The sequence below is a fragment of the Brevibacterium sp. H602 genome, assembly GCF_051172395.1.
In the GTDB taxonomy this organism is placed as follows: Bacteria; Actinomycetota; Actinomycetes; order Actinomycetales; family Brevibacteriaceae; genus Brevibacterium.
This window is the reverse complement of sequence record NZ_JBPIZD010000035.1, coordinates 1-25,072: the sequence shown is the minus strand read 5'-3', so window position 1 is coordinate 25,072 and position 25,072 is coordinate 1. Positions and strand designations below refer to the sequence as shown.

Annotated in this window: 21 protein-coding genes; 18 read left to right on the top strand and 3 right to left on the bottom strand. The window is 64.8% G+C overall.

The window, feature by feature from the left end:
* Positions 1–313 precede the first annotated feature (313 nt).
* Positions 314–3,973: an efflux RND transporter permease subunit gene (locus ACSBQT_RS17190; protein ID WP_435002166.1), complete on the top strand. Its 3,660-nt coding sequence runs from the start codon at positions 314–316 to the stop codon at positions 3,971–3,973.
* A gap of 79 nt (positions 3,974–4,052) precedes the next feature.
* On the opposite strand, the gene ACSBQT_RS17185 is transcribed toward ACSBQT_RS17190, so the two are convergent.
* On the bottom strand, positions 4,053–4,838 hold the full coding sequence (locus ACSBQT_RS17185; protein ID WP_410708920.1) for a FadR/GntR family transcriptional regulator: 786 nt from the start codon (positions 4,836–4,838) through the stop codon (positions 4,053–4,055).
* A 235-nt stretch (positions 4,839–5,073) separates the two neighbouring features.
* Between ACSBQT_RS17185 and ACSBQT_RS17180 the strand changes: the two genes are divergently transcribed.
* Both ACSBQT_RS17180 and ACSBQT_RS17175 read left to right on the top strand, forming a co-directional pair.
* Entirely contained in the window at positions 5,074–6,762 is a 1,689-nt protein-coding gene (locus tag ACSBQT_RS17180) for an L-lactate permease (protein ID WP_410708918.1), read from the top strand.
* 152 nt (positions 6,763–6,914) lie between these two features.
* A complete protein-coding gene (locus tag ACSBQT_RS17175; protein WP_410708917.1) occupies positions 6,915–8,183 on the top strand; it encodes an alpha-hydroxy acid oxidase in 1,269 nt (422 codons plus the stop codon).
* Between the two features lie 134 nt (positions 8,184–8,317).
* Here ACSBQT_RS17175 and ACSBQT_RS17170 read toward each other — a convergent pair whose 3' ends face one another.
* On the bottom strand, positions 8,318–8,521 hold the full coding sequence (locus ACSBQT_RS17170) for a hypothetical protein (RefSeq protein WP_410708916.1): 204 nt from the start codon (positions 8,519–8,521) through the stop codon (positions 8,318–8,320).
* A 106-nt stretch (positions 8,522–8,627) separates the two neighbouring features.
* Between ACSBQT_RS17170 and ACSBQT_RS17165 the strand changes: the two genes are divergently transcribed.
* The 15 genes from ACSBQT_RS17165 to ACSBQT_RS17095 all read left to right on the top strand — a co-directional run bounded on the left by ACSBQT_RS17165 (position 8,628) and on the right by ACSBQT_RS17095 (position 23,405).
* Positions 8,628–9,623 carry an ABC transporter substrate-binding protein gene (locus ACSBQT_RS17165; RefSeq protein WP_410709920.1) on the top strand — a complete coding sequence of 332 codons (996 nt, stop codon included), beginning with the start codon at positions 8,628–8,630 and terminating at the stop codon, positions 9,621–9,623.
* A gap of 78 nt (positions 9,624–9,701) precedes the next feature.
* The gene (locus ACSBQT_RS17160; RefSeq protein ID WP_410708915.1) at positions 9,702–10,352 is read left to right on the top strand and encodes an AAA family ATPase; all 651 of its coding nucleotides are present in this window, start codon (positions 9,702–9,704) and stop codon (positions 10,350–10,352) included.
* A gap of 220 nt (positions 10,353–10,572) precedes the next feature.
* The gene (dnaK, locus tag ACSBQT_RS17155) at positions 10,573–12,435 is read left to right on the top strand and encodes a molecular chaperone DnaK (RefSeq protein ID WP_435002165.1); all 1,863 of its coding nucleotides are present in this window, start codon (positions 10,573–10,575) and stop codon (positions 12,433–12,435) included.
* Entirely contained in the window at positions 12,435–13,100 is a 666-nt protein-coding gene (locus ACSBQT_RS17150) for a nucleotide exchange factor GrpE (RefSeq protein WP_410708912.1), read from the top strand. The genes dnaK and ACSBQT_RS17150 overlap by 1 nt, the downstream gene beginning before the upstream one ends.
* Positions 13,101–13,281: 181 nt before the next feature.
* Entirely contained in the window at positions 13,282–14,295 is a 1,014-nt protein-coding gene (locus ACSBQT_RS17145) for a DnaJ C-terminal domain-containing protein (RefSeq protein ID WP_410708910.1), read from the top strand.
* Between the two features lie 14 nt (positions 14,296–14,309).
* Entirely contained in the window at positions 14,310–14,747 is a 438-nt protein-coding gene (locus ACSBQT_RS17140) for a heat shock protein transcriptional repressor HspR (protein ID WP_435002164.1), read from the top strand.
* A gap of 214 nt (positions 14,748–14,961) precedes the next feature.
* Complete coding sequence (locus ACSBQT_RS17135) at positions 14,962–16,650, top strand: purine-cytosine permease family protein (protein ID WP_410708908.1); 1,689 nt, start codon at positions 14,962–14,964, stop codon at positions 16,648–16,650.
* Positions 16,651–16,668: 18 nt separating this feature from the next.
* Positions 16,669–16,971, top strand: coding sequence for an urease subunit gamma (locus ACSBQT_RS17130; protein ID WP_410708907.1), 303 nt, complete (start codon positions 16,669–16,671; stop codon positions 16,969–16,971).
* Between the two features lie 12 nt (positions 16,972–16,983).
* Positions 16,984–17,322: an urease subunit beta gene (gene ureB, locus ACSBQT_RS17125; RefSeq protein ID WP_410708906.1), complete on the top strand. Its 339-nt coding sequence runs from the start codon at positions 16,984–16,986 to the stop codon at positions 17,320–17,322.
* Positions 17,322–19,025 carry an urease subunit alpha gene (locus ACSBQT_RS17120; protein ID WP_410708905.1) on the top strand — a complete coding sequence of 568 codons (1,704 nt, stop codon included), beginning with the start codon at positions 17,322–17,324 and terminating at the stop codon, positions 19,023–19,025. The genes ureB and ACSBQT_RS17120 overlap by 1 nt, the downstream gene beginning before the upstream one ends.
* Entirely contained in the window at positions 19,025–19,741 is a 717-nt protein-coding gene (locus tag ACSBQT_RS17115) for an urease accessory protein UreF (RefSeq protein WP_410708904.1), read from the top strand. The genes ACSBQT_RS17120 and ACSBQT_RS17115 overlap by 1 nt, the downstream gene beginning before the upstream one ends.
* The gene (ureG, locus tag ACSBQT_RS17110; RefSeq protein WP_410708903.1) at positions 19,734–20,486 is read left to right on the top strand and encodes an urease accessory protein UreG; all 753 of its coding nucleotides are present in this window, start codon (positions 19,734–19,736) and stop codon (positions 20,484–20,486) included. The genes ACSBQT_RS17115 and ureG overlap by 8 nt, the downstream gene beginning before the upstream one ends.
* A complete protein-coding gene (locus ACSBQT_RS17105) occupies positions 20,483–21,223 on the top strand; it encodes an urease accessory protein UreD (protein ID WP_410708902.1) in 741 nt (246 codons plus the stop codon). Before ureG ends, ACSBQT_RS17105 begins: the two co-directional genes overlap by 4 nt.
* A gap of 134 nt (positions 21,224–21,357) precedes the next feature.
* Entirely contained in the window at positions 21,358–22,320 is a 963-nt protein-coding gene (locus ACSBQT_RS17100) for a HoxN/HupN/NixA family nickel/cobalt transporter (protein WP_435002163.1), read from the top strand.
* 209 nt (positions 22,321–22,529) lie between these two features.
* A complete protein-coding gene (locus ACSBQT_RS17095) occupies positions 22,530–23,405 on the top strand; it encodes a DUF1206 domain-containing protein (protein WP_410708900.1) in 876 nt (291 codons plus the stop codon).
* Between the two features lie 114 nt (positions 23,406–23,519).
* Here ACSBQT_RS17095 and ACSBQT_RS17090 read toward each other — a convergent pair whose 3' ends face one another.
* Positions 23,520–24,860, bottom strand: coding sequence for an LPXTG cell wall anchor domain-containing protein (locus tag ACSBQT_RS17090; RefSeq protein ID WP_410708899.1), 1,341 nt, complete (start codon positions 24,858–24,860; stop codon positions 23,520–23,522).
* Positions 24,861–25,072: the final 212 nt, after the last annotated feature.

Genomic DNA, 25,072 nt, shown 5'->3' with positions numbered 1-25,072 from the left:
ACCTCGCGCGAGGTTGCTGGGCCGCCGTCAGGTAGTAAGGGGAGGGGATCCTCCGGTTTTCCTCCGTGTTCCCTGAGGGTGGTCTGGAGGTCAACTCCCGTGCTGGGCACCCGTGACCGCTTCTAGGGTCGAAACGTGCCCCACCGAACGGCCGTGATCGACCTGCCGGGAACAGCGGTGAGAATTCATCCTTTTGGGGGACACCGTTGCCTACTTTTGGGCGATCCGCTGAGGCGATCCGCTTGGAAGACTGACTGGAGCGCCCTGCTCACACCCCCGAACCCGGAGGACCCCTGTGCACCTGATCACCCGGATGAGTCTGAAGAACCGCCTCATCGTCGGATTGCTCACCCTCGTGATCGCCGTCTTCGGCATCGTCGCGACCACCTCACTCAACCAGGAGACGATGCCCTCGGTCGACCTGCCCGGCACTTCGGTGCAGGCCACCGTCCCCGGCGCCTCTCCGGAGGTCATCGAGGAGACTGTGACCAAGCCTCTCGAAACCGCGCTCGACGGGGTCGGAGAACTCGAATCGGTGACCACCTCCACCTCGTCGGGGATGATGACCGCCGAGGTGACGTGGCCGTTCGGCAAGGACTCCGAAGAGATGACCGACGCCGTCCGCTCGGCCGTCGACGGAGTGAAGTCGGACCTGCCCGCCGACGCCGAGGCGGAAGTGCTGTCGTATCAGATGGATGAGGTCCCGGTGACGATGTTCGCCGTCTCCGGCGGAGACTCCGCCACCCTCGGTGACCGTCTCGAGACGGACCTGGTCCCCGAACTCCGCGCTCTCGACGGTGTCTCGAACGTCGAGGTCACCGGCCAGGACGAGCAGCGGGTCTCCATCACCTTCCGCCCGGAGGATGTGGCGGAGAAGAATGTCGTTGAATCCTCCGTACCCGATGAGCTCGAAGCCGCCGGCACCGTCGTCCCTGCCGGACAGAGCTCCCAGGGCGAAACATCGATGGCCGTCGAGGTCGGCACCGAGGTCGACGCCGTCGAACAGATCGAGAAGACGCCGCTGCGCACCGCGGACGGCACCGTCCTCCTCGGGGAGGTCGCCGACGTCGACCTCGACTCGGTCGAGAAGACCTCACTGTCCCGTGCCGACGGCAAGGATTCCGTGACTGCGTCCGTGACCAAGGACCAGGACGCCAATGTCGTCGACGTCTCACACAAGGTCGCTGACACCCTCGACAAAGTCGGTCCGAAGCTCGGCGAGGACACGGAATTCTCGACGATCTTCGATCAGGCTCCGGAGATCGAGAAGTCGATCCACGACCTCTCCGTCGAAGGCGGACTCGGCCTGATCTTCGCGATCTTCGTCATCCTCGCCTTCCTCGGCTCGTTCCGTTCGACCATCGTCGCCGCGATCTCGATCCCGATGTCGCTGCTCATCGCGATGATCGGCCTCATGGTCGGCGACTACACGCTCAACATCCTCACTTTGGGTGCCCTGACGATCGCCGTCGGCCGTGTCGTCGACGACTCCATCGTCGTCATCGAGAACATCCGGAGACGGCAGGGCACGACCGATTTGACGGTCGAAGACATCGTCGCCAGCGTCAAGCAGGTCGCCGGTGCCATCACCGCCTCGACCCTGACCACTGTCGCCGTGTTCCTGCCCATCGCGTTCGTCGACGGCATCGCCGGTCAGCTGTTCCGCCCCTTCTCCGTCACCGTCTCCCTGGCGCTGCTGGCCTCCCTCGTCGTGGCGCTGACGATCGTCCCTGTGTTCAGCTACTGGGTCCTGCGCCGCAGTCCCAAACCGCTCTCGCCCAAACGGCAAGCAGCCACCGACCGCAGCTATGAGCTGTGGGCGGCCAAGCAGCACCGCCGCTCGGTGGCCCGTGCCGAACGCCGCCAGAAGTCGATCGACAAGAAGAACGCCAAACGCGCAGCGAAGGGCAAGGACCTGCTGCCGGACGCAACCGTCGAACCCGTCGTCGCTCCTGCGTCCGGAAACGGTGAGGCCTCCGGCCGAGTCGACCGCCTCCAGCAGCGCAGTCTGCCGGCGATCATCTCCGCTCTGCACCATCCCTGGAGGACCATCGCCTTCTCCGTCGTCATCTTCATCGTCACGATGATGGGCGCGACCTTCCTCAAGACGGACCTGCTCGGATCGGCCGGGCAGAACTCCGTGAACATCACGCAGACTCTTCCAGCCGGTGCTTCGCTCGAAGCCGGTGACAAAGCCGCGAAGCGAGTGGAGACCGTGCTTGGTGATGATCCGGACGTCGAGACCTACTCGACGACGGTCAACGGACCCGAATCCGGTGCAGAGAACCAGTTCAACGTCACCCTGGCCGAGGACTCCGAGGCCGAGGTCGCGATGAACCGTCTCCGCACCCAGCTCGACGACCTCGGGACGGACGCGGGCGAGATCGACGTCCAGGACGCCGGCGGCTCCGTCAGCGAGGATGTCGAGGTCACCCTTTCGGGCACCGACCTGGGTAAGCTGCGCAAGGCCGCCGATGAGGTGACGAAGAAGATGGCGGAGACCGACGGTGTCCAGTCAGCCCGCAACGACCTCGCCGCCGACCAGCCGGTCATCGAAGTCGACGTCGATCGGGAGAAAGCCGCCGACTACGGATTCAGCCAGGCTGAGGTCGGTCAGGCCATCGCCGCCGCACTCGACGGCGTCGAGGCCGGCACCATCACTCTCAACGGCCAGGAGCGCGACATCACCCTCGCCCCGACTCATCCGGATGCGACCCCGGACGAGATCCGTGCTCTCGAACTGCCCGTCACCGAGGTGCAGACGCAGAACGCCCAGGAAGATGCGACGGATCGGGTCGAGGAGAAGGCCGATGCCCGCGCCGAGGAGGCCAAGCGCAAGGCTGCTGACGAATCGGCCGAGCAGCTTGAGTCCGCCCGTGAAGCCCGTGACAACGCCGCCGACCAGCTTGAACAGGCCCGCAAGGCCCTGCGCGATGCCGAGAATCCGCCGCCGGCTCCGAGTCCGGGCGACATGGCTGCCGACCAGGTGGAGCAGGCCCGCGAAGGCGTCGAACAGGCCGAGAAGGGGCTGAAGGAAGCCAACGACGCCATCGACGACCTCGTCGACGGCCAGCGTGAACAGGAGCAGAGCCAGGAGGAGGAAGAGGGGCTTGCCGATGAGCAGGCCGCCATCCCCGACATCAAGGGTGAGCCGATCACCGTTGACGAGATCGCGGAGGTGAAGAAGACCGAGACCCCGGCGACGATCGACCGTGCCGACGGAGACCGGAAGGTCACCGTGTTCGCAACCCCGTCCAGCGGCCAGCTCGAAACGGTCACAGCCGCGGCCACTGACCTGACCGAGACCATGGATCTGCCCGACGGAGTCAGTTTCGACGTCGGCGGTGCCAGCCAGGAGCAGGCGGAGTCGTTCGGTCAGCTCGGAATGGCGATGGCCGTGGCGATCGTGCTCGTGTTCCTCGTGATGATCGCGACCTTCCGCAGCTTCGTCCAGCCGCTCATCCTGCTGGTGTCGATTCCGTTCGCCGCGACCGGAGCCGTGCTGCTCCTGCTGGCGACCGGCACACCATTGGGCATTCCCTCGCTCATCGGTCTGCTTATGCTCATCGGCATCGTCGTGACGAACGCGATCGTGCTCATCGACCTCATCAACAAGCTGCGTGAGGACGGACTCGATCTCATGGATGCGATCGTCCACGGCACCCGACTGCGCCTGCGCCCGATCCTGATGACCGCGGCCGCAACGATCTTCGCCCTCGTGCCGATGTCGCTGGGGCTGACCGGTGGGGGAGTGTTCATCTCGCAGCCACTGGCGATCGTCGTCATCGGCGGGCTCACCTCGTCGACGGTGCTCACGCTCATCCTGGTCCCCGCCCTCTACCTCCTCGTCGAACGACGCAAAGAGGACCGAGCGGAGCACAAGGAAGAGAAGCGCGCCAAGAAGCGGGCTGAGAATCAAGCGCGGATCGAAGCGGAAACCGCTGAGGTGGCCCAACGTTCCGACGGCCACTGACCACCCCCTGCTACCTGACGGCGGCCCAGCAACCTCGCGCCAGGTTGCTGGGCCGCCGTCAGGTAGCAATTGGGGAGGGTCAGGTGTCTGAGAGGCCGGGGAGGCGTGAGGCGGCGAAGCGGATGTGCTCCTCGGTCAGGGCTGCGGCTTCCTCGGCGCGACCGGCGGTGATGGCGTCCATGATTCCGTGGTGTTGGGCTTGCAGCTTCGCCATCAGCGCCTGCTGGTCGTCCACGCGGCTGAACGAGGAGAAGATCGACTTGCGCAGAGAAGTGCGGATGGCCCCGGTGAGGTCGGAGAACAGCTGATTTCCAGCCGCCTGAGCGATGGCGACGTGGAACGCGGTGTCCGCGTCGTTGAAGGTCTCCAGGCTGATCCCGGGAGTGTCCATCATCGCCAGCTGCGCATTCACCTCTGCCAGTGCGTCCTTATCGGCACGGGTCGCCGCGAGGATCGCGCTCGAGCGTTCGAGCTGGATGCGCGTCTCCGTCACGTCATCGATGCTGAAGTTCGTGAGCGCCACATGAAGGCGGAGGAAGCGGGTGAGCGCTGCCGAGGGCATGGCGGCGATGAACGTGCCGGCACCGCGGCCGGACCCTCCCGAGGACCGGACCACGCCGAGGCTGTCGAGGACGCGCAGCGCCTCGCGCACACTGGCGCGACTGACGCCGAGCTTCGTCGCCAGGTCGCGTTCTGCAGGCAGAGGATCTCCGACGCCCAGCGAACCGGTCATGATCTGCTCTTCGACGGCATCGATGACGAGCTCATAGGTGCTCGTCCGGTTCACGGGTTTCCACTCGGGGCCCACGGTCGCCTCGGTGCGCTCGGCCTCTTCCGTGCGGGCCTCGTTCGCATCATCGTTCATGGTCGTCTCCACCGCGCCATCATGTCATGCCTCTCGTTGCTCGTCGTCCTGCTCGTGGGCTGTGACCGGAATCGCCGCCGGAGAATATTTGACGCAGATCACACCCTCGTCCTATGCTCAGATTAATGGTCTGACCTCATAAAGGCCATACTGAAAAGTTTGATCATTCGAGTTCGGAGCGCGTTCACAGGGGAACGGACCCGGTGTGGGCAGGCCCGGCCGCTTTGGAGAAGCCATGTACACACCTGAAATCGCACCGGTTGCCGACAGTCTGCTGTGGTCGTCCCTGCTGGCGATCCTGCCGCTGCTGACGATCTTCATCACCCTCGGGGCACTGAAGTGGAAGGCCCATTGGGCCGGACTGACCGCCGTCGGCGTCGCTCTCATCGTCGCGATCGCCGCCTACGGAATGCCCGTCAGTCTCGCTGCGCTGTCGGCGACGCAGGGATTCGCCTTCGGTCTGTTCCCGATCATGTGGATCGTCATCACCGCGATCTGGCTCTACGAGCTCACCGTGCGCTCGGGGCGCTTCGAAGACCTCCGGCTGGTCATCAACGTCATCTCCGACGACCCGCGAATCCAGGCGATCATCGTTGCCTTCTGCTTCGGCGGCCTCCTCGAGGCGCTCGCCGGATTCGGTGCCCCGGTCGCGATCACCGGTGTCATGCTCGTCGCCGTCGGCTTCACCGCCATGCGCGCCGCCGTCGTCGTCCTCGTGGCCAACACCGCGCCAGTAGCCTTCGGCGCCATCGCCATCCCGATCATCACCGCCGGCACTCTGACGGGAATCGACTATCAGGACATCGGCGCCATGGTCGGCCACCAGACTCCTTTCCTCGCCGCAGTCGTGCCGCTCTTCCTCGTCCTGCTCGTCGACGGGCGTCGCGGTCTCCGCCAAATCTGGCCTCTGGCACTGGTCGTGGGCATCGCCTTCGGTCTCGCCCAGTACGTCTCCGCCACGTTCCTCTCCGTCGAACTCACCGACATCATCGCTTCCCTCGTCGGCCTCGCCGCCGTCGTCATCATGCTCCGGTTCTGGAAGCCGAAGGGCGGACAGGACGCACTCGACCGCATGGCCGTCGAGCGCGAGCACGAAGGTGCCGACGCCCCCGATGCCGGCAGCGCCTCCGCGGCCGTGGCCACGGATATGAAGAAGGAGACCGCGCCGCTGACCGGGTCCCGGGTGTTCCTCGCGCTCTTCCCGTACCTGCTGGTGATCGTCATCTTCTCCGTGGCCAAGCTCGTACCGGCGTTGAACAATTGGCTGGCCTCCACCGATGTGAAGATTCCGTGGCCCGGACTGCACGGCGACATCCTCGATGCCGCCGGCGAAGTTTCGACGAGCACGGTCTATAACTTCCAATGGCTGTCGTCGCCCGGAACTCTGCTGCTCATCTCCGGCATCATCGTCGCGATCGTGTACAAGATGTCGGCGAAGGACGCCGTCGACGTCTTCATCGTCAACGTCGTGAAGATGAAGTTCTCGATCCTCACCGTCGGATCGGTCCTCGCGCTGGCCTATGTCATGAACCTTTCGGGCCAGACGATCACCATCGGCACCTGGATCGCGGGCACCGGCGCCTTCTTCGCCTTCCTCTCGCCGATCCTCGGCTGGCTGGGTACCGCCGTCACCGGGTCGGACACCTCGGCGAACGCACTGTTCGCGACCCTGCAGCAGACCGCCGCACACGAGGCCGGGCTCAACCCGCTGCTGCTCGTCGGCGCCAACAGCTCAGGCGGCGTCCTTGGCAAGATGGTCAGCCCGCAGAACCTCACCATCGCAGCCACAGCCGTCGGCCTGCTCGGCAAGGAGGCTTCGATCCTCCGCCGCGTCATCGGCTGGTCCCTGGGCATGCTCGTCGCCATGTGTCTGCTCGTCGGACTCCAGTCGACGGTGCTGTCCTGGATGGTGCCCTCGCACTGAGGTCCCTACGGCGACCAGGCCGTCCCAACGGTGCGGTCGTCACGGCGACCGAGCCGCCCCACAGACCGTCCCCGCTGACCACTACCCACCAACTAACAGCCACACCCCACCAACCACGTCTCAACCACCGCCTAACCGAAGGAGCGTTTCACATGGTCAAGAGGCAGATACCCCAGCCGGCCGAGATCTTCGAGCTGATGAAGTTCAAGAAGTTCGAACTCGACCCGAAGAAGCGTCGCCTGGAGAACGCACTGACGATCGAGGACCTGCGGAAGATCGCCAAGCGCCGGACCCCGGCCGCGGCGTTCGACTACACGGACGGCGCCGCCGAGGGCGAGATCTCGATGGAACGCTCGGTCCAGTCCTTCCGCGACATCGAGTTCCACCCCTCGATCCTCAAGGACGTCACGAACGTCGACACCTCGACCCAGATCATGGGCGGCAGCTCGGCCATGCCCTTCGGCATCGCCCCCACCGGCTTCACCCGGCTCATGCAGACCGAGGGCGAGACCGCCGGTGCCGGTGCCGCCGGAGCGGCGGGAATCCCATTCACGCTCTCGACGCTGGGCACCACGTCGATCGAGGACGTGAAGAAGGCGAACCCGCACGGGCGCAACTGGTTCCAGCTCTATGTGATGAAGCAGCGCGACATCTCCTACGGCCTCGTCGAGCGCGCGAAGAACGCCGGATTCGACACCCTGTTCTTCACCGTCGACGCCCCCGTCGCCGGAGCTCGCCTGCGCGATACGCGCAACGGCTTCTCCATTCCGCCCCAGCTGACCCCGCAGACGATCCTCAACGCGATCCCGCGGCCCTGGTGGTGGTGGGACTTCCTGACCACCCCGAAGCTCGAGTTCGCCTCCCTGTCGGAGACCGGCGGTACCGTCGGCGAACTGCTTGACTCCGCGATGGACCCCTCGATCGATTTCGACGACCTCGCCGAGATCCGCGCCATGTGGCCCGGCAAGTTCTCCGTCAAGGGCGTGCAGACGCTCGAGGATGCGAAAAAGCTCGCCGACCTCGGTGTTGATTCGATCGTCCTGTCCAACCACGGCGGACGTCAGCTCGACCGTGCCCCCGTCCCCTTCGAGCTCCTCCCCGAGGTGGCTCGTGAGATCGGCAAGGACGTGGAGATCATCATCGACACCGGAATCCGCAACGGCGCCGACATCGTCGCCTCGCTGGCACTCGGCGCGGACTTCACGCTCATCGGCCGTGCCTACCTCTTCGGTCTCATGGCCGGCGGTCGGGAAGGTGTGGATCGGACGATCGAGATCCTCGGCGAGCAGGTCGAGCGGACCATGCGCCTGCTCCAGGTCGCCGACGTCTCCGAGCTGAACCCGACGCATGTGACCCAGCTGCGTCAGTTCAACCGTGACGATCGCGCGGAGATCATCAGCTCCCGCCCGGCCAAGGGCTGAATCGCCGAGGCGGCCCCGCCGAAGTCGATCAGATCGCCGAGGCGGCACCGCCCAGATGGTTCCACAGGCAGAGAACGGACGGCCGGCAGCGAGAAGAATCGTCGCTGCCGGCCGTCCGTTTCGTGTTCAGGTGCTCACTTGCCGAATTCGTCCTCGACGCGGTCGAGGACGTTTGTGGCGGAGTAGCAATCGAGGCCGAATGAGTCGAGGCCCATCGGGTATACGGCATCGTTCTTCACGGCGGGTGTGCTCTCGACCAGCGAGTACTTCGCATACGACGCGGCGGTCTTCTCGTTCGCGTTGAACAGAGCACGGATTCGAGCCTCAGCTCGAGACACTTCGTTCGTGGTGAGGTTGTGTGGAAGCTGTGGTCCGTCGAGCGGGGTGAGTACTTAGGGTAGGCTCATCTTCGTGAAATCGACTCTGAAGAATCGGGTGGTCGCGATGGCCGCCTCAGCTCTGACCATTGCCCTGCTCGCTGCCGGCTGTGCCGCCGGGGACGACAAGAACACCGACGGGGACGCCGGCAACAAGGACGTAGCGACAGGAGGCGAGGCATTCGGCACTGCGGATGAGGAGACCGCGAAGCTCGGCAGCGATGCCGAGGCCGGGGTCTTCCCGCGGACGGTCAAGCATGCCAACGGCACCACGGAGATCGAGAAGAAGCCCGAGCGCGTCGTCGTTCTCGACACAGGAGAGCTCGACGATGTCCTGTCGCTGGGCATCAAGCCCGTCGGCATGGTGACGACCGAAGGTGCCAGCCCGGTGCCGAGCTACCTCGAAGACCAGGTCAAGGGAGTCGAGACGGTCGGCACGATCAACGAGCTCGACCTCGAGAAGATCGCCTCACTCGAACCCGACCTCATCCTCGGCAGCCAGCTGCGCGCCGACAAACTCTATGACGAACTCGACTCCATTGCCCCGACGGTGTTCTCGATCCGTCCCGGCTTCCCGTGGAAGGAGAACTTCCGCCTCGTCGGTGAGGCGATGGGCATGGAGGACGGGACGACGAAGGAGCTTGAGGAATACGCTCGCGAGGCTGGAGAGCTCAAGGACTCCGTCGATGGCGACCCGACGATCTCGCTCGTGCGTTTCATGCCTGATCGCCTCCGCCTGTATGCGAATCAGTCGCTCATCGGAGTCATCCTCCACGATGCCGGGTTCAAGCGTCCGAAGAATCAGGATGTCGACGAGCTCGCCGTCGAGATCTCTCCGGAGAACCTCGACCAGGCGGCCGGCGACTATGTCTTCTACACGAGCTACGGCGATCCGGAGGCGACCGGGGAGAAGAAGGCACTCGAATCGAGCCAATGGAAGGGCCTCGACGCGGTCAAGGACAGCAAGGCCATCCGCGTCAATGACGATGTCTGGTTCCTCGGCCTCGGCCCGACCGGGGCCGGTCAGATCCTCGACGATCTGGAAGGCCACCTCGGCGAGTGAATCTCCGAGGGGCTTCGCAGTGACGGCGAAGAAATCGCCTCTATGCTGACTCTCAATATCTGACTCGGAGAGGTCACCATGGGATCAGCAGTCCAGGCGAGAGGCGACGACGGGAGCGTCGGGCAGCTCGACCGTTACGCAGGAGAGCGCGAAGGCGGCGGCGCATCGGACAGTGCTGGTGCGATTCCTCTCATTGTCATCGCCGGGGTTCCCGGGGCGGGCAAGACGGAGGCGCTCGGAGTATTACGAGGCCGATCGCCTCAGGCACGGTCGGCGGACCCGGAGAACCTGCGACGTCGGCTGCGTCAGTGGATGCCGTGGTTGCCGTACGCGCTTGTCCGGCCGATTCTTCACACTATTGCCCATCTCTGCGTGCTCGCGCTCATGCTCAACAAGTGCGGCGGACCGCTGGTCATCCATGATCCGGGCACGCGCCGATGGAGTCGCCGACTCATTGTGGGCCTTGCAGGGATTCTCGGATATCGACCGATGATCGTCTTCATCGATACGGATCGAGAGTCCGCGCTTCGTGGTCAGGAGGAGCGGAAGAGGGTCGTGAGACGACGCGCCTTCGACCGTCATTGGAGGCGCTGGGTCGAGCTGCGCGAACGCGTCCTTCGTGGTGACAGCCTCGGTGACGGTGAGCCTTGGGGTCGTGTCGTGCTGTCGCATCGGGACGCTGTTGTCGATGATGTTCTCGGCCTGCTCGATGCCACAGCAGCTGTCTGAAAAGAATCTCTCTTCCGCCGGAATAAAACCATCCTCAGCAAAGTTGAGTCTGGTGTACGCAACTTTGATGAGGTCGACTTGACGGTCGAAACCTCGAAGAGAATACTTGAGTCCAGTTGGCTCAATGTGTGCGGTCGAGTGGTTCTGACTCAAGAACCGGAGCCGCCCGATCGCACACATTCGAGTCGCAGGAACTCACGATCTGTAAGGAGAGAAAACTATGGCACGTGCAGTTGGAATCGACCTCGGAACCACGAACTCCGTCGTTGCAGTCCTCGAAGGCGGCGAGCCGAAGGTCATCGCGAACGCCGAAGGCGGTCGCACGACCCCGTCCGTCGTCGCAGTCAACAAGAACGGCGACTCACTCGTCGGTGAGATCGCCAAGCGCCAGGCCGTCACGAACATCAAGAACACCGTCGCATCGGTCAAGCGCCACATGGGCACCGACTGGTCCACCGAACTCGGCGGCAAGAAGATGACGGCTCCCGAGGTTTCGGCCCGCATCCTCCAGAAGCTCAAGCACGACGCTGAGGAGTACCTGCAGGAGAAGGTCACCGACGCGGTGATCACCGTCCCTGCCTACTTCAACGACGCCGAGCGACAGGCCACGAAGGACGCCGGTGAGATCGCCGGACTCAACGTCTCGCGCATCATCAACGAGCCCACCGCTGCCGCTCTGGCCTACGGCCTCGAGCGCGGCAAGGAAGACGAGCTCATCCTCGTCTTCGACCTCGGTGGCGGTACCTTCGACGTCTCCCTGCTGGAAGTCGGCAAGGACGAAGACGACTTCTCCACCATTCAGGTCCGTGCGACCTCCGGTGACAACCGCCTCGGCGGTGACGACTGGGATCAGCGCATCGTCGACTGGCTGGTCGAGCAGGTCAAGAACAACTACGGCGTGGACCTGACCAAGGATGCCACCGCTCTGCAGCGCCTCAAGGAAGCCGCAGAGCAGGCCAAGAAGGAACTGTCCTCGGCCACCAGCACGAACATCTCGCTGCAGTACCTGTCGATGAGCGAGAACGGACCCATCCACCTGGATGAGACCCTCACCCGTGCGAAGTTCGAGGACCTGACCAAGGACCTCCTCGAGCGCACCAAGGCTCCGTTCCACGCAGTCATGAAGGACGCCGGTGTCTCCGTCAGCGACATCGACCACGTCGTCCTCGTGGGCGGTTCGACCCGTATGCCCGGCGTCTCCGCCGTCGTCACCGAACTCACCGGTGGCAAGGAGCCCAACAAGGGCGTCAACCCCGATGAGGTCGTCGCCATCGGCGCCGCCGTTCAGGCCGGTGTCCTCGTGGGTGAGCGCAAGGACGTCCTGCTCATCGACGTCACCCCGCTTTCGCTCGGACTCGAGACCAAGGGCGGCGTGATGACCAAGCTCATCGAGCGCAACACCCCGATCCCGACCAAGCGTTCGGAGACTTTCACCACCGCTGAGGACAACCAGCCCTCCGTGTCGATCCAGGTCTTCCAGGGTGAGCGTGAGTTCACTCGCGACAACAAGAACCTCGGCACCTTCGAGCTGACCGGCATCGCTCCGGCTCCGCGCGGTGTGCCGCAGATCGAGGTCGCCTTCGACATCGACGCCAACGGCATCGTCCACGTGTCGGCCACCGACAAGGGCACCGGCACCGAGCAGTCGATGACGATCACCGGCGGTTCCGCACTGCCGAAGGAAGACATCGACCGCATGGTCCGCGAGGCCGAGGAGCACGCTGAAGAGGACAAGAAGCGCCGTGAGGCTGCCGACGTCCGCAACAACGCGGAGAACCTCGCCTACCAGACCGAGAAGCTGCTGACCGACAACGCCGACAAGCTGCCGGAAGAGCTCAAGACCGAGATGCAGGGCGACGTCGACGCCGTCAAGGAAGCCCTCAAGGGTGAAGACGACGACGCCGTGAAGAGCGCCTACGACAAGCTCGTGGAGAACCAGCAGAAGATCGGCGAAGCCATCTACAGCCAGCAGGGCGGTGCCGAAGGCGCCGAAGCTGCCGGTGAGGGCGCAGCCGATGCAAGCGCCGACGACGATGTCGTCGACGCAGAAGTTGTCGACGATGAGGATGAGGAGAAGAAGTAATGACTGCCGAGGGCAACGACAAGTCGTCCGAGGAGCCAGGCTTCACCTTCAGTGACAAGCGCCGGGTCGATCCGAACACCGGTGAGGTCCGTCCCGAGGCCGACGCCCAGTCGGCCTCGGCCGGGGCCGGCGAGGAGCCGACCGCGGACCCGAACGCCGAACAGGCCGATGCCAGCGACCTCGGTGTGGACATCCCGTCCGACGCCTCGGGTCTCGAGGACATCGAGCCGGAGGCCGAGCCCGAACCGGGTTCGGAGGCAGCGGGATACCTGGCCGACCTCAAGCGCATCAACGCCGAATATGCGGCCTACCGGATGCGCGCCGACCGCGAACGTGAGCGTGCGGCACTCGGCGGCACGATCAAGGTCGTCGAGGCCCTGATCCCCGTGCTCGACGAGGTCAAGCTCGCTCGCGACAACGGCGATGTCACCGGGCCTTTCGAGACCCATGTGAACAAGCTCGTCGAATCGCTGAACAAGATCGGCGTCGAACAGTACGGAGAGGTCGGCGACGAATTCGACCCGAACATCCACGAGGCGCTCATGCAGCAACCTTCGGATGAGGTCGAGAATCCGACGCTCTTCCTGGTCATGCAGCCGGGCTACCGGATCGGGGAGCGCATCATCCGCGCCGCCCGCGTCGGTGTCCAGCAGCCGGAGGACTGAGCAGCGACCATGATCGCCGAGGCAGCCGCCCGCCCCGTACGCCGGTTCACCGACGTACGGGGCCGGGGAACCGCCTCGGCGGCGGTCCGGATCTTCGGGGCATTGCCCCGGGGATGCGGATTGTGAGAGGACAAGTGAATACCCTGATGACAGGATTGATTGGAAGGAAAGAAGGTGCCAGGTGAATACCGGACCTCAGAATGATTGGTTCGACAAGGACTTCTACAAAACCCTCGGCGTCTCCAAGGATGCTTCCGACGCCGAGATCAAGAAGGCTTATCGCAAGCTCGCGCGCAAGTATCACCCGGACGCCAACCCCGGTGATGAGAAGGCCGAGGAGAAGTTCAAGGAGATCGGCCAGGCCCACCAGGTGCTCTCCGACAGGGAATCCCGGGCCCAGTACGATCAGGTCCGCGCCATGGGCGGCGGCGCCAGGTTCAGCGCCGGTTCCGGTGGGCCCGGCGGGGCTGCCGGCGGCGGATTCGACGACGTGTTCTCCGACCTTTTCGGAGGCGGCGGACGCACCCGGACCCGCACGACCTACGGCGGTGGGGGAGACGTTCCCCCGGACCTGGCGGATCTGCTCGGCGGATTCGGCGGAGGTTTCGGCGGTGGCGGTTACGGCGGCTACCAGCCTCCGGTCAAGGGCGGCGACATCAAGTCGAGTACGACGCTGTCGTTCACCGAAGCGATCAACGGTGCCTCGGTGAAGCTGAACATGCCCGGCGGGAAGCCGCTGACCGTGCGGACACCGATCGGGGTCAAGGACGGGCAGAAGATCCGCCTGGCCGGCAAGGGCAAGACCAGCCCCAACGGCGGCGAGCCCGGTGACGTCATCCTCACCGTGCACGTGAGTCCGCACCCGGTCTTCACCCGCGATGGTGACAACCTGCGGATGGATCTGCCGATCAGCTTCGACGAGGCGGCCCTCGGCGCCGAGGTCAAGGTGCCGACCCTGGGCGGAATGCCCGTCAAGGTCAAGGTTGCACCGGGGACACCCTCGGGACGGACCCTGCGCGTCCGGGGCAAAGGTGTGAAGACGAAGAAGGGCTCCGGCGATCTGCTGGCGACAGTCCAGATCGTGGTGCCGAAGAATCTGTCCAAGGAAGCCAAACAAGCGGTCGAGTCCTTCAAGGCCGCCACCGAAGGTGAGGATCCACGCGCCGGCTTGCTGGACAAAGCCAAGGCCAGCTGAGGTGGTGAATCACAATGCACATTTCATCGAGTGCGGCGGTGTATGTCATCTCGGTGGCCGCGGATCTGGCGGGCATGCACCCGCAGACGCTGCGGCAGTATGACCGACTGGGTCTCGTCTCTCCGGAACGCACTGCGGGCCGGGGTCGGCGTTATTCCGGGAAGGACATCGCCAAGTTGCGACTGATCCAGCAGCTGTCGCAGGACGAGGGAGTCAACCTCGTCGGGATCAAGAAGATCATCGACCTGCAGAATCAGGTCGACGCGCTCAAGAGCCGCAATGAGGAGCTCGAGGACGAAGTTCGGGCACGAAGGTCGGCGCAGGAACGCGATGCGCGTGTCTTCGCCGCCGGCACCGCCGGCGATGTCGTGTCGATCGCTCGCGGCCGCCGTCCGCAAGGGCGGCCCGAACCCGGCGCTCTGGTCCTCTACAACCGGTACCGGCGGCGCTGACCCGGTTCCTGCTGGGACGGCGATGATAGAGAAGGGCACGAACCCGCGTGGGGTTCGCGCCCTTCTCTATCTGCGCTGAATGATCATTGGGCACCGATCCGGTGCCCACAATGTCCCCTGCCGACATCTGCCCGAAACAGAACCGACATGTGCGGAAACAATCGACTGCGATGATTGTCGTTGACATGGCCGACGCACACGTCAGGAACGCGCAATGACACTGTCTCCGAGCAGGACCACAGCACCTCCCGAGCCGCGGAACGAAGCAAAGCTCGCCGCCTCTGAGAGCCTCGAGGACTACACGCTCCGCTTCGCCCCCAGGTCGTACCGGAAATGGGCGCCGGGGGTCGTCGCGACGAGTGCGCTGGGCGGCATCGCCTACCTCGCCGACTTCTCGATCGGTGCAAACATCGGCATCGCCCACGGCACGGCGAACGGCATCCTCGGCATCCTCGTCGCGGCCCTCATCATCTTCCTCACCGGATGGCCGCTGGCGTTCTACGCCGCCCGCTACAACCTCGACCTCGATCTCATCACCCGCGGGTCGGGCTTCGGCTACTACGGGTCCGTCATCACCAACGTCATCTTCGCGACCTTCACCTTCATCTTCTTTGCCCTCGAAGGTTCGATCATGGCTCAGGGACTCTACCTCGGCCTCGGCATTCCCCGGCCGATCGGCTACCTCGTGTCCACCGTGCTCATCTTCCCGCTGGTCATCTACGGCATGAAGGTCCTCGCCAAGCTGCAGGTCTCCACGACCCCGCTGTGGCTGCTGCTCATGGTCATCCCCGTCGGCTACCTCATCGCCTGGCAGCCGGAATCGGTCGCCGACTTCTTCGCCTACACCGGCGAGGAGGGCGAAGGGGCGAACTTCGCCTCGGTCATGCTCGCCGCCGGAGTCTGCCTCTCGCTCATCGCCCAGATCGCCGAACAGATCGACTACCTGCGTTTCATGCCGCCGCGCACCCCCGAGAACCGGCGGTGCTGGTGGGCCGCCGTCATCCTCGCGGGGCCCGGTTGGGTGATCTTCGGGGCCACGAAGCAGATCATCGGCATGTTCCTCGCGGTCTACCTCATCGCCAACGTTCCCGGCGCCGTGAGCTTCGCGAACGAACCCGTCCAGCAGTTCCTCGCCACCTATCAGCAGATGATGCCGCAATGGCTGGCTCTCTTCCTCGCCGTGGTGCTCGTCGTCATCTCCCAGGTGAAGATCAATGTCACCAACGCCTACTCGGGGTCGCTGGCATGGACGAACTCCTACACCCGGATCACGAAGCGCTATCCCGGGCGGATCACCTTCCTCATCGTCAACCTGCTCATCGCGCTGGCGCTGATGGAGTTGAATATGTTCGACTTCCTCAACGCGATCCTCAGCTTCTACGCGAACCTCGCGATGTCGTGGATCTGCGTCGTCGCCGCGGACATCGCCATCAACAAGTATCTGCTGAAGCTCTCCCCGAAGATCCCCGAGTTCCGGCGCGGCATGCTCTACGACTGGAACCCGGTCGGAATCGTCTCACTGGTGCTCGCCGGCGGTATCTCCATCGCCATCTACTTCGGGGCGTTCGGGGCGACGGTCCAACCGTTCTCACCCCTGTTCGCCGTCGGCATCGCGATCGTCGCGACCCCGCTCATGGCGATCATCACCCGCGGCAGGTACTACCTGCGTCGGACGGACGACGGTATCGACCTGCCGATGTTCGACGAGCACGGCAACCCCTCGGGCGAGACCCTGCGCTGCCATGTGACCGAGATGGAGTTCGAACGTCCCGACATGATCGCTTCGGCGAAGACGGGAGAGAACGGGGAGCGTCTCTACCTCAGCTCACTCGCACTCTCGACCGACCGCCTCGGCGAGCACATCCTGCCCGCCGATCACCCGCGTGAACGCGCGGAGGACTGAAGGAACCACACAGAGACCATGCATTTCACACCGGCCGACACCGAGAAGCTCCTCCTGTCCGTGGCGGGAATGGTCGCCAGGGACCGCCATGAACGGGGCATCGCTCTCAATTACCCGGAGACTGTTGCGCTGCTGAGCACCTGGGCCATCGAACGCGCCAGGGAAGGGGCAAGCGTCGAGGAGCTCATGACCACCGGTCGTGACGTCCTCACCCGCGAGGACGTGCTCGATGACGTCGCTGACATGCTCACCGACGTCCAGGTCGAGGCGACCTTTCCCGACGGGCGCAAGCTCGTGACCATCCACAACCCCATCGACTGAAGGACCGAACAAGTGGCAGGAACACGCGACCGCGGGCCGGGAGCCGTGCGGGTCCGACCGGGAGAGCGCGAACTCAATGTGCGTTCGAACCCGGACGATACGACGACGCTGACGATGGAGAACACAGGAGACCGACCGATCCAGATCGGCTCCCACGTTCATCTGCCCGACACGAATCCGGCGCTCGCCTTCGACCGCGACCGCGCGGCGGGATTCCGCCTCGACATCCCCGCAGGGACGTCGCTGCGCTTCGAGCCGGGAGCCTCGCGAACCGTGCCGATCGTCGCCCTCGGCGGGCTCCGGCATGTGGCCGGCATCAGCCTCCGCGGCTCCGAGGCGGGTGATCGCTGATGGCCCGGCTGTCAACCGAGCGATATGCCGCGCTCTACGGCCCCAGCCTCGGTGACCAGTTGCGGCTGGGTGACACTGACCTATGGATCGAGGTCGAAGAAGACCGCACCTTCGGCGGTGAGGAGTCGGTCTTCGGAGGCGGCAAATCGATCCGCGAATCGATGAATCAGGGAACGACGACCACCGCGGAAGGGGCACCCGATACGGTAATCACCAACGTCGTCGTGCTCGACTGGTGGGGCGTCATCCGAGCCGATGTCGGCATCCGAGCCGGGCGGATCGTCGCGCTCGGCCGGTCGGGGAACCCGGACATCGCCGACGGCGTGCATCCCGGACTGCGGATCGGACCGTCCACCGACATCATCTCGGGCGAGGGACGGATCCTCACCGCGGGAGCGTTCGACTCACACGTCCACCTGCTCTCACCCTCCCAACTCCACGAAGCGCTCGCCACCGGGATCACGACGATCGCCGGCGGCGGCACCGGTCCGTCCGAAGGCAGCAAAGCAACGACCGTGACGCCGGGAGCCTGGCACCTCGGAGCAATGCTTCGTGCCCTCGACGACATCCCGATGAACATCCTCCTGCTCGGCAAGGGCAACACGGTCTCCGCGGCCGGACTGGCCGAACAGGCACTCGGCGGAGCAGCTGGATACAAGGTCCACGAAGACTGGGGCGCGACACCTGCCGCGATCGACGCCGCACTTCAGGCCGCCGATGACCACGGACTGCAGGTGGCTCTGCATTCCGATTCCCTTAACGAGGCGGGCTTCGTCGAATCGACGATCGCGGCGATCGGGGGCCGCAGCATTCACGCCTTTCACGTCGAAGGCGCCGGCGGTGGGCACGCTCCCGACATCCTATCGATCGCGGCACTCGAGAACATCCTCCCGGGATCGACGAACCCGACCCTGCCTCACACCGTGAATACGGTCGCCGAGCACCTCGACATGCTCGTGGTCTGCCACCATCTCAACCCGGCCGTGCCCGAAGACCTCGCGTTCGCCGAATCCCGCATCCGGGCGACGACGATCGCGGCCGAGGACCTGCTCCACGATATGGGAGCCCTGTCGATCACGTCCTCGGACGCTCAGGCGATGGGCCGCATCGGCGAAGTCATCACCCGCACCTGGCAGGTCGCCCACGTGATGAAGAATCGGGTGGGCAGCCTCGGCGAGACTCTGCCTGCGGACAACGAACGCGCCCGCCGCTATGTCGCCAAGTACACGATCAATCCCGCTATCGCGCATGGCGTGGACGCACACATCGGTTCGATCGAGGTCGGAAAGATGGCCGACCTCGTGCTCTGGGATCCGCGCTTCTTCGGCGTCCGCCCCGACCTCGTCATCAAGGGCGGGTCGATCGTCTGGGCCGGACTCGGGGACCCGAACGCGTCCATTCCGACGCCGCAGCCAGTCCTCATGCGGCCGACCTTCGGCGCCTCCGACGGTGCGAGTCTGGCGGTGTCGTTCGCCGCTCCCGCCGCCGTCGAGAACGGCCTCCGGGACGAACTCGGGCTGAGTCGGGAACTCCTGCCTCTCGCACCGACTCGCGACGTCGGCAAAAAGGACATGCGCGCCAACGATGCGCGCCCGGCTATTGACATCGACCCTGACACTTTCGCCATCGCCATCGACGGGGAGACCGTGACCGCTCAGCCGGCGCAGACCCTTCCGCTCGGCCGTCTCTACCAGATGTTCTGATGCGCGAGACTTCGACCGACATTCCCGCCCGCGCCAACGCTTCGGCGACTCTGGCGATGATGCTCGCCGACTCACGGCTGCCGGCAGGTGCCCACGTGTCCTCGAACGGAGTCGAGGCCGGACTGCGTCGGGGACTGCCGCCAGACGATATCGCCGCCTACATGTGCTCCCGAATGGCCACCGTTGTGCGCGTCGAAGCGGGAGCGGCCGTGATCGCCCGGCATCTGGTGGCAACGGATCCGGCGTCGAGGGCCGATACCGTCATCGACCGCCTCGGCGCTCTGAACATCGAGTGGACCGCTCGAACCCCGAGCCCGGCGCTGCGGGAGATCGCGGTGGCGCTCGGCGCCGGCTTGGCTCGCATCGGTCAGACGATTTGGCCGCAGACCGCCGAGGTGCTCCGGTCGCGACCGCTGCCCCGTCCCATCGTGCTTGGTGTCATCGCCGCGTGCGCGGGTATCGGGCCCGATGACCTCGTCCGCCTCGTCGCCTACGATGACGCGCAGACCGTCGCCGCCGCCGTACTCAAACTCGAACCCACGGATCCGATCCGCGTCACCGGCTGGGTGCTCGATGCCTGCGCGACATTGGAGGCCTGCGTGTCCGAACTTTCCCGACTGACCCTTCCCGAGGCGCTTCCCGCCGCGGGTGCCCCACTGATCGAGGACTGGGCAGAGGCCCAGTCCGTGTTGCCGAGGAGGCTGTTCCGTGCCTGAATTCCCTGCTGCCGAAAGGGCCCTGCGACTGGGAGTCGCCGGTCCCGTCGGAACCGGAAAGAGTTCGCTGATCGCTCTCATCTGCCGTGCCCTGGCCGATGAGATCCGCATCGGAGTCATCACCAACGACATCTATACCGATGAGGACGCCAGGCTGCTGCGCTCCGCGGGGGTGCTCGACCCCGACCGGATCCGGGCCGTCGAAACCGGCGCCTGTCCCCACACCGCCATCCGCGACGATGTGACGGCGAACCTGCAGGCCGTCGAACGATTGGAAGCCGACTTCTTCCCGCTCGACCTCGTCCTCGTCGAATCGGGCGGTGACAATCTCACCGCGACCTTCTCTCCGGCGCTTGTCGACGCGCAGGTCTTCGTCCTCGACGTCGCCGGCGGCGGAGACGTCGCCCGAAAGGGAGGGCCCGGCATCGCACGCGCCGACCTGCTGGTGGTCAACAAGACCGACCTCGCCGAACATGTCGGTGTCGATGTCGAAACGATGGTCGCAGATGCCACTGAGGCCCGTGAGGGCGGGCCGGTGCTCGCCCTCTCCCGCACCGACGAGGCCTCCATCAGGCGGCTGCGTGATTGGCTGCTCAGGCTCCTTGACTCGCATCGCTCCGGCTCCCACGAACCGCAGGATCCGGGACCGATGGCTCCGCACTTCCACGCCGACGAGGACGGAGGATCCGTGCACAGTCACGATGATGCCGATGCACCGCACGATCACGAACCCGAAAGGGTATGACGAGCATTTCCGTCACCGAGGTGTCACCGGGCGCACCGCCGAAAGTCCGGTTCACCGCCGGACTCCTCCAACCGCGGTTGGTGAGTCGAAAGCCGGGGTTTGCACACGTCGCGCTCGTCGCCGGCGCGGCGACCCTCCTCGGCGGGGATGCGGTCGCGATCCGTGTGGATGTCGGAGCCGGGTGCACGCTGCGGATCGAGGACATCGGAGGGACGGTCGCCTACCCCTCGACAGGACGCCGCTCGGAATGGAACGTCGACATGCACGTCGGTGACGGCGGCGCGCTCGTGTGGGAATCGTTTCCGTTCGTCGTCACCGACCGCGCCGAGGTCGACCGGCGGACCACCGTACGGCGAGCACCGGATGCCGTCGTCTGCCTACGCGAGACCCTCGTCCTGGGGCGAAGCGGAGAAGCCGGCGGCCGGATCGTCAGTCGCACAGACATCCGCGACCTCGACGGTACGGCGTTCTTCGTCGAAGAGCTCGCTCTCGACGGCAGCGATCCGCAGCCGGGTGTGCTCGGACCGTCGCGGGTCCTCGACACAGCGATGCTCATCGGACTCGACCCCGAGGAGGACGGCAGGGATAACAGCAGGGATGACGGCGAAGGCCACGTCCTGGTCCTCGCCAGGCCCGGGGCAGTGGTGAGAGCGATCGGCTCCGCGACCCACGCGGCGCACGTCGATGCCCGGTGGCATCGGTGGAAGACCAGAGCAGAACGGAGACGGCAGAGATGAACGAATCGATACGGACACCAGGAATGACACTGACACCAGGAACGAGGGATACCCGAGCATCGGCGTCTGTGCGGGCTGAGGGCGACAGCCTCGGCGCAGATCGGAGGTGGGGACAGCACGGAACCCGTCGGACGATGGTGCGAACCGCCCTAGCGCTGGTCGGAATCACGGTCATTGCTCTGATGCTGATCGTCATCTCTCTGTCCGAGACCGCGCCCTCCGCAGCGTGGGGGCTGGCTCTGACCGCAGTGCTGCTGGGCGCGCGGCACGCGTTCGACGCCGATCACATCGCCGCAATCGACAGTGTCACCAGGTGCCTGACCGCGAAGGGCACTCCTGCCGGCACCGTCGGCTTCTGGTTCTCCCTGGGACACTCGTCGGTTGTGGTCGTCACCGGTGTGTTCGTCGCCTTAGGGGCAGGTGTGGCACTCGACCTCGTTCTGGCCGAGGATTCGGCCGCGCGTTTCGGTCTCGGACTCTGGGGCCTGTCGTTCGCGACCTTCGTCGTGGCAGTCTTCGGAATCGTCAATCTGGTCTCGCTCGTCGGAGTGCTGCGGCGGAAAGACGATGATTCCAGCTCGGGTCCGAAGGGGCCTGTGACATCGGCCTTCGCTCGAGTCCTCGACACCGTGGATCGTCCTCGGCGCATGTTCCCCATCGGAGTCCTCTTCGGCCTCGGCTTCGACACTGCTGCGACGATCGGACTGATGATCGCGGCAGGGACGACGGCCGCCGGGTCATCGGCGGCCTTGGCTCTTTCGCTGCCGTTGCTGTTCGCCGTGGGGATGGCCGCCTGCGATACGGCGGACAGCCTGTTCATGTCGAATCTCTACGGTTGGGCGTCGCGTGGACGGGGCCGTTTCCGCGGCTACAACATCGTCATCACCGGTCTGTCCGTGGTCATCGCAGGGTTGGTGGTTCTCGCGGGAGTCGTCGAGGTGGGGGCAGAGACGAATATCTTCGTCCTGCCCGAGGTCGATACCAGCTATCTGGGAATCGTGGCGACTGTCCTGTTCGTGCTCATCGCCGTGGCCGCTGTGATCACTATTCGCAGGCTTCGCCGCGTCCGGTCCGGGGTTTCGCCCGATATCGGCTGAACGACTGGGATCAGAGAAATGAGGCATCGCTCGAGCTGAGCGACCGAAGTGAGCGACCGAGGTGAGCGAGGAAGTGGTATGTGCCCTGGACACGGAGACAGGCGGAAGACAGGGAAGATGGCCAGCGTGTGATGGGCTCGGTCGCCTGGCTCTCACCAGTGTTCGCAGAATAATGCAGAACAGTGCAGTAGGTGTGCGACACTGACTCTGTGAACGAGAAAGAGAAGGTTCGACAGGTCGCCGACAGCGCCGATTCGGCGGCTCAGGAGGCCGCGGACAGCCGCTGGTTCGAGCGGGTGGCCCGTGCGGGGTTCATCGCCAACGGATTGGTCCACGCGATCCTCGGCGCAACTGCGATGACGATCGGATTGGGGCAGGGCGGCGGAGAAGCCGATCAGGCCGGAGCGGTCGGGCAGATCGCGTCGCAGCCCTTCGGCATGGTGCTGATCGTCGTCTGCTTCCTCGGCTGTGCACTGATGGCGCTGTGGTGTCTGGTCAATGCGTTCTTCGGCTCAGCTTCGCTGCGTGATGCCGGGACAACGGACCCGCAGAAGAAGCAGGGGCGGAAGCAGTGGATCGACTTCTTCACCATGGTCGGTTCCGCCATCGCCTATGTGGTGGTTGCCGCGACCTTCTCCCAATTCGTCTTCGGCGGGGGAGCCGACTCGGGGCAGTCGAGCTCTCAAGCCTCAACAAGTGTGGCGAAGGCGCCGGGCGGACTGTACATCCTCATGGCTGTCGGCGTCGTGATTGCGATCATCGGAATCGTGTTCTGTATCAATGGTCTGCGACGGAAGTGGAAAGAGGAGCTGCGTCGACCGCGCAGCGCGATCACCCGCTTCCTCATCGGATTCACCGGTGTCGTCGGCTACCTGGGCAAGGGCGTTACGCTGCTGTCGGTGGGCATCCTCATCGTGGTGTCCGCTGCGACCGGTGATCCGGAGGAATTCACCGGCATCGACGGAGCGCTCAAAGGTATGCGAGATCAGCCGTTCGGGCCGTATCTGCTGTTGGCCGTGGGCCTCGGCCTGGTCCTTTACGGAGTCTTCCTCGCCCTGCGCTCGAGGTACGACCGCATGGAATGAGCCGTCTTCTGCTTCGCTGCAGATAGACGAAGAAGGGCGCGAACCCGGTTGGGTTCGCGCCCTTCGTCTTAGGCCCAGCTCAATCGAGTTGGCACGATCTCACTTGAGTCGCTCTCAGATCTCTGCGGGATCCTGGGCGACCTTCTTGCGGCGCATGGTCAGGGCGACTGCGACTCCACCGATGAGGAGGAGGCCGGCGCCGCCGACGAGGCCGGTCAGCTCGGTACCGGTGCGAGGCAGGTCGCCGCCGTTGCCGGCATCTCCGTTGTCGCCATCGTCGTTTCCGCCGTTGCCGTCTTCATCGCCGTCGCCGCCACCGGCGTTCGCATCTTCCTCGACAGAGAAGTCACCGGTCAGCTCGTCATCGCCACAGGTAACGGTGACGTCGTAATCGCCGACGTAGGCCGAGGCGTTGGAGGCGCTGGTGCCGTAGACGTTGACGTTGGCCTTGCCTTCGTCGTCAGCCTGGACGGTCTTGTCGAAGGCGGTGACGCTCGACTCGCCCTTGGGGGTGACGAGGAAGCGGACGTCTTCACCGGGCTCGCAGTTCTCGACGGCGAGGGTGACGCCCTTGTCTTCCTTGACGAAGTCAGCCGGAGTGATCGACTCGGGGGAGACGGTCAGCTTGGCCTCTTCGGCAGGAGTGGTGGGCTCTTCGGTCTCGTCTTCGGTGACGGTGAAGTCCTGGGCGGGGGAGTTGGTCTTGGACTCCTGGTCGACGCCCCAGACGGCGTAGTCGCCGGCCGGAAGTGCTTCGTCGCCCTCGAACTTCAGGGTGGCGGAGATCTTTCCTTCTTCGTCGGCTTCGACTTCCTTGGTTGCGAAGGGCGACGTCTCGTTGCCGCCGACGACATTGACCGTGCCGCCGGGGGTGAAGCCCTCGCCGGTGACCTTGATGCCGTTCTTGGCGAAGTCGCTTTCCGAGATCTCGTCGGTGTTGAGTGAGACCTTCGGATCGACCTCGGGAGCCTCGGGCTCGTCTGCCTCGCCCTCAGTGACCTTGAAGCTCGTGCTGTACGGGGCGTTCTCGTCAGAATCGTTTGTAACTGTGACCTTGTAGTCACCGACGAATGCTGGGTTTGCTTCGCCGACGCCTGCGACGGCGTGATCGAAAGCGCCCTCTGCATCAGTTGTGACAGAGGTTTCGTAAACATTGACGTTCTGCCCGCTCGCTGGCTCAACGGTCAGCTTGTATTCGGTGTCTGCTTCGAGTCCAGCACCGCCGATGCCGACGCCGTTCTCTGCGAACTCGTCAACGGTGACGCCGTCAGCAGACACTCCGATTTCACCGGCCTGCGCCTTAACTCCCTGTGCAGCGCCCTTCTGGAGCTGAGCGGGAGTCGCGGCGGGCTGCTGAGTTGTCGAGGCCGGAGCTTCCGGAGCAGCGATGACTGGGGATGCGGCCAGGCCGGTGATGGCGATGGCCACCGCGGGGGCGAGGGCGAGCTTCTTCATGTATTTCCTTAGAAAATTACAGCTGGGTGTGAAGTATTACGAATGTAACAGTAATGCAACATTCACCACACACATAGTTGTGGTCATTTTGTTCAGCACTGGCTTCACCCCTGTCGCAGAGTTCATTCTCTATTCACCCTGAATCGTCGATTCGTCACCGGCTGAAGAACAGAAGGAGGGGCGGCCCAACATGTGCTTGGTCGCCCCTCCCT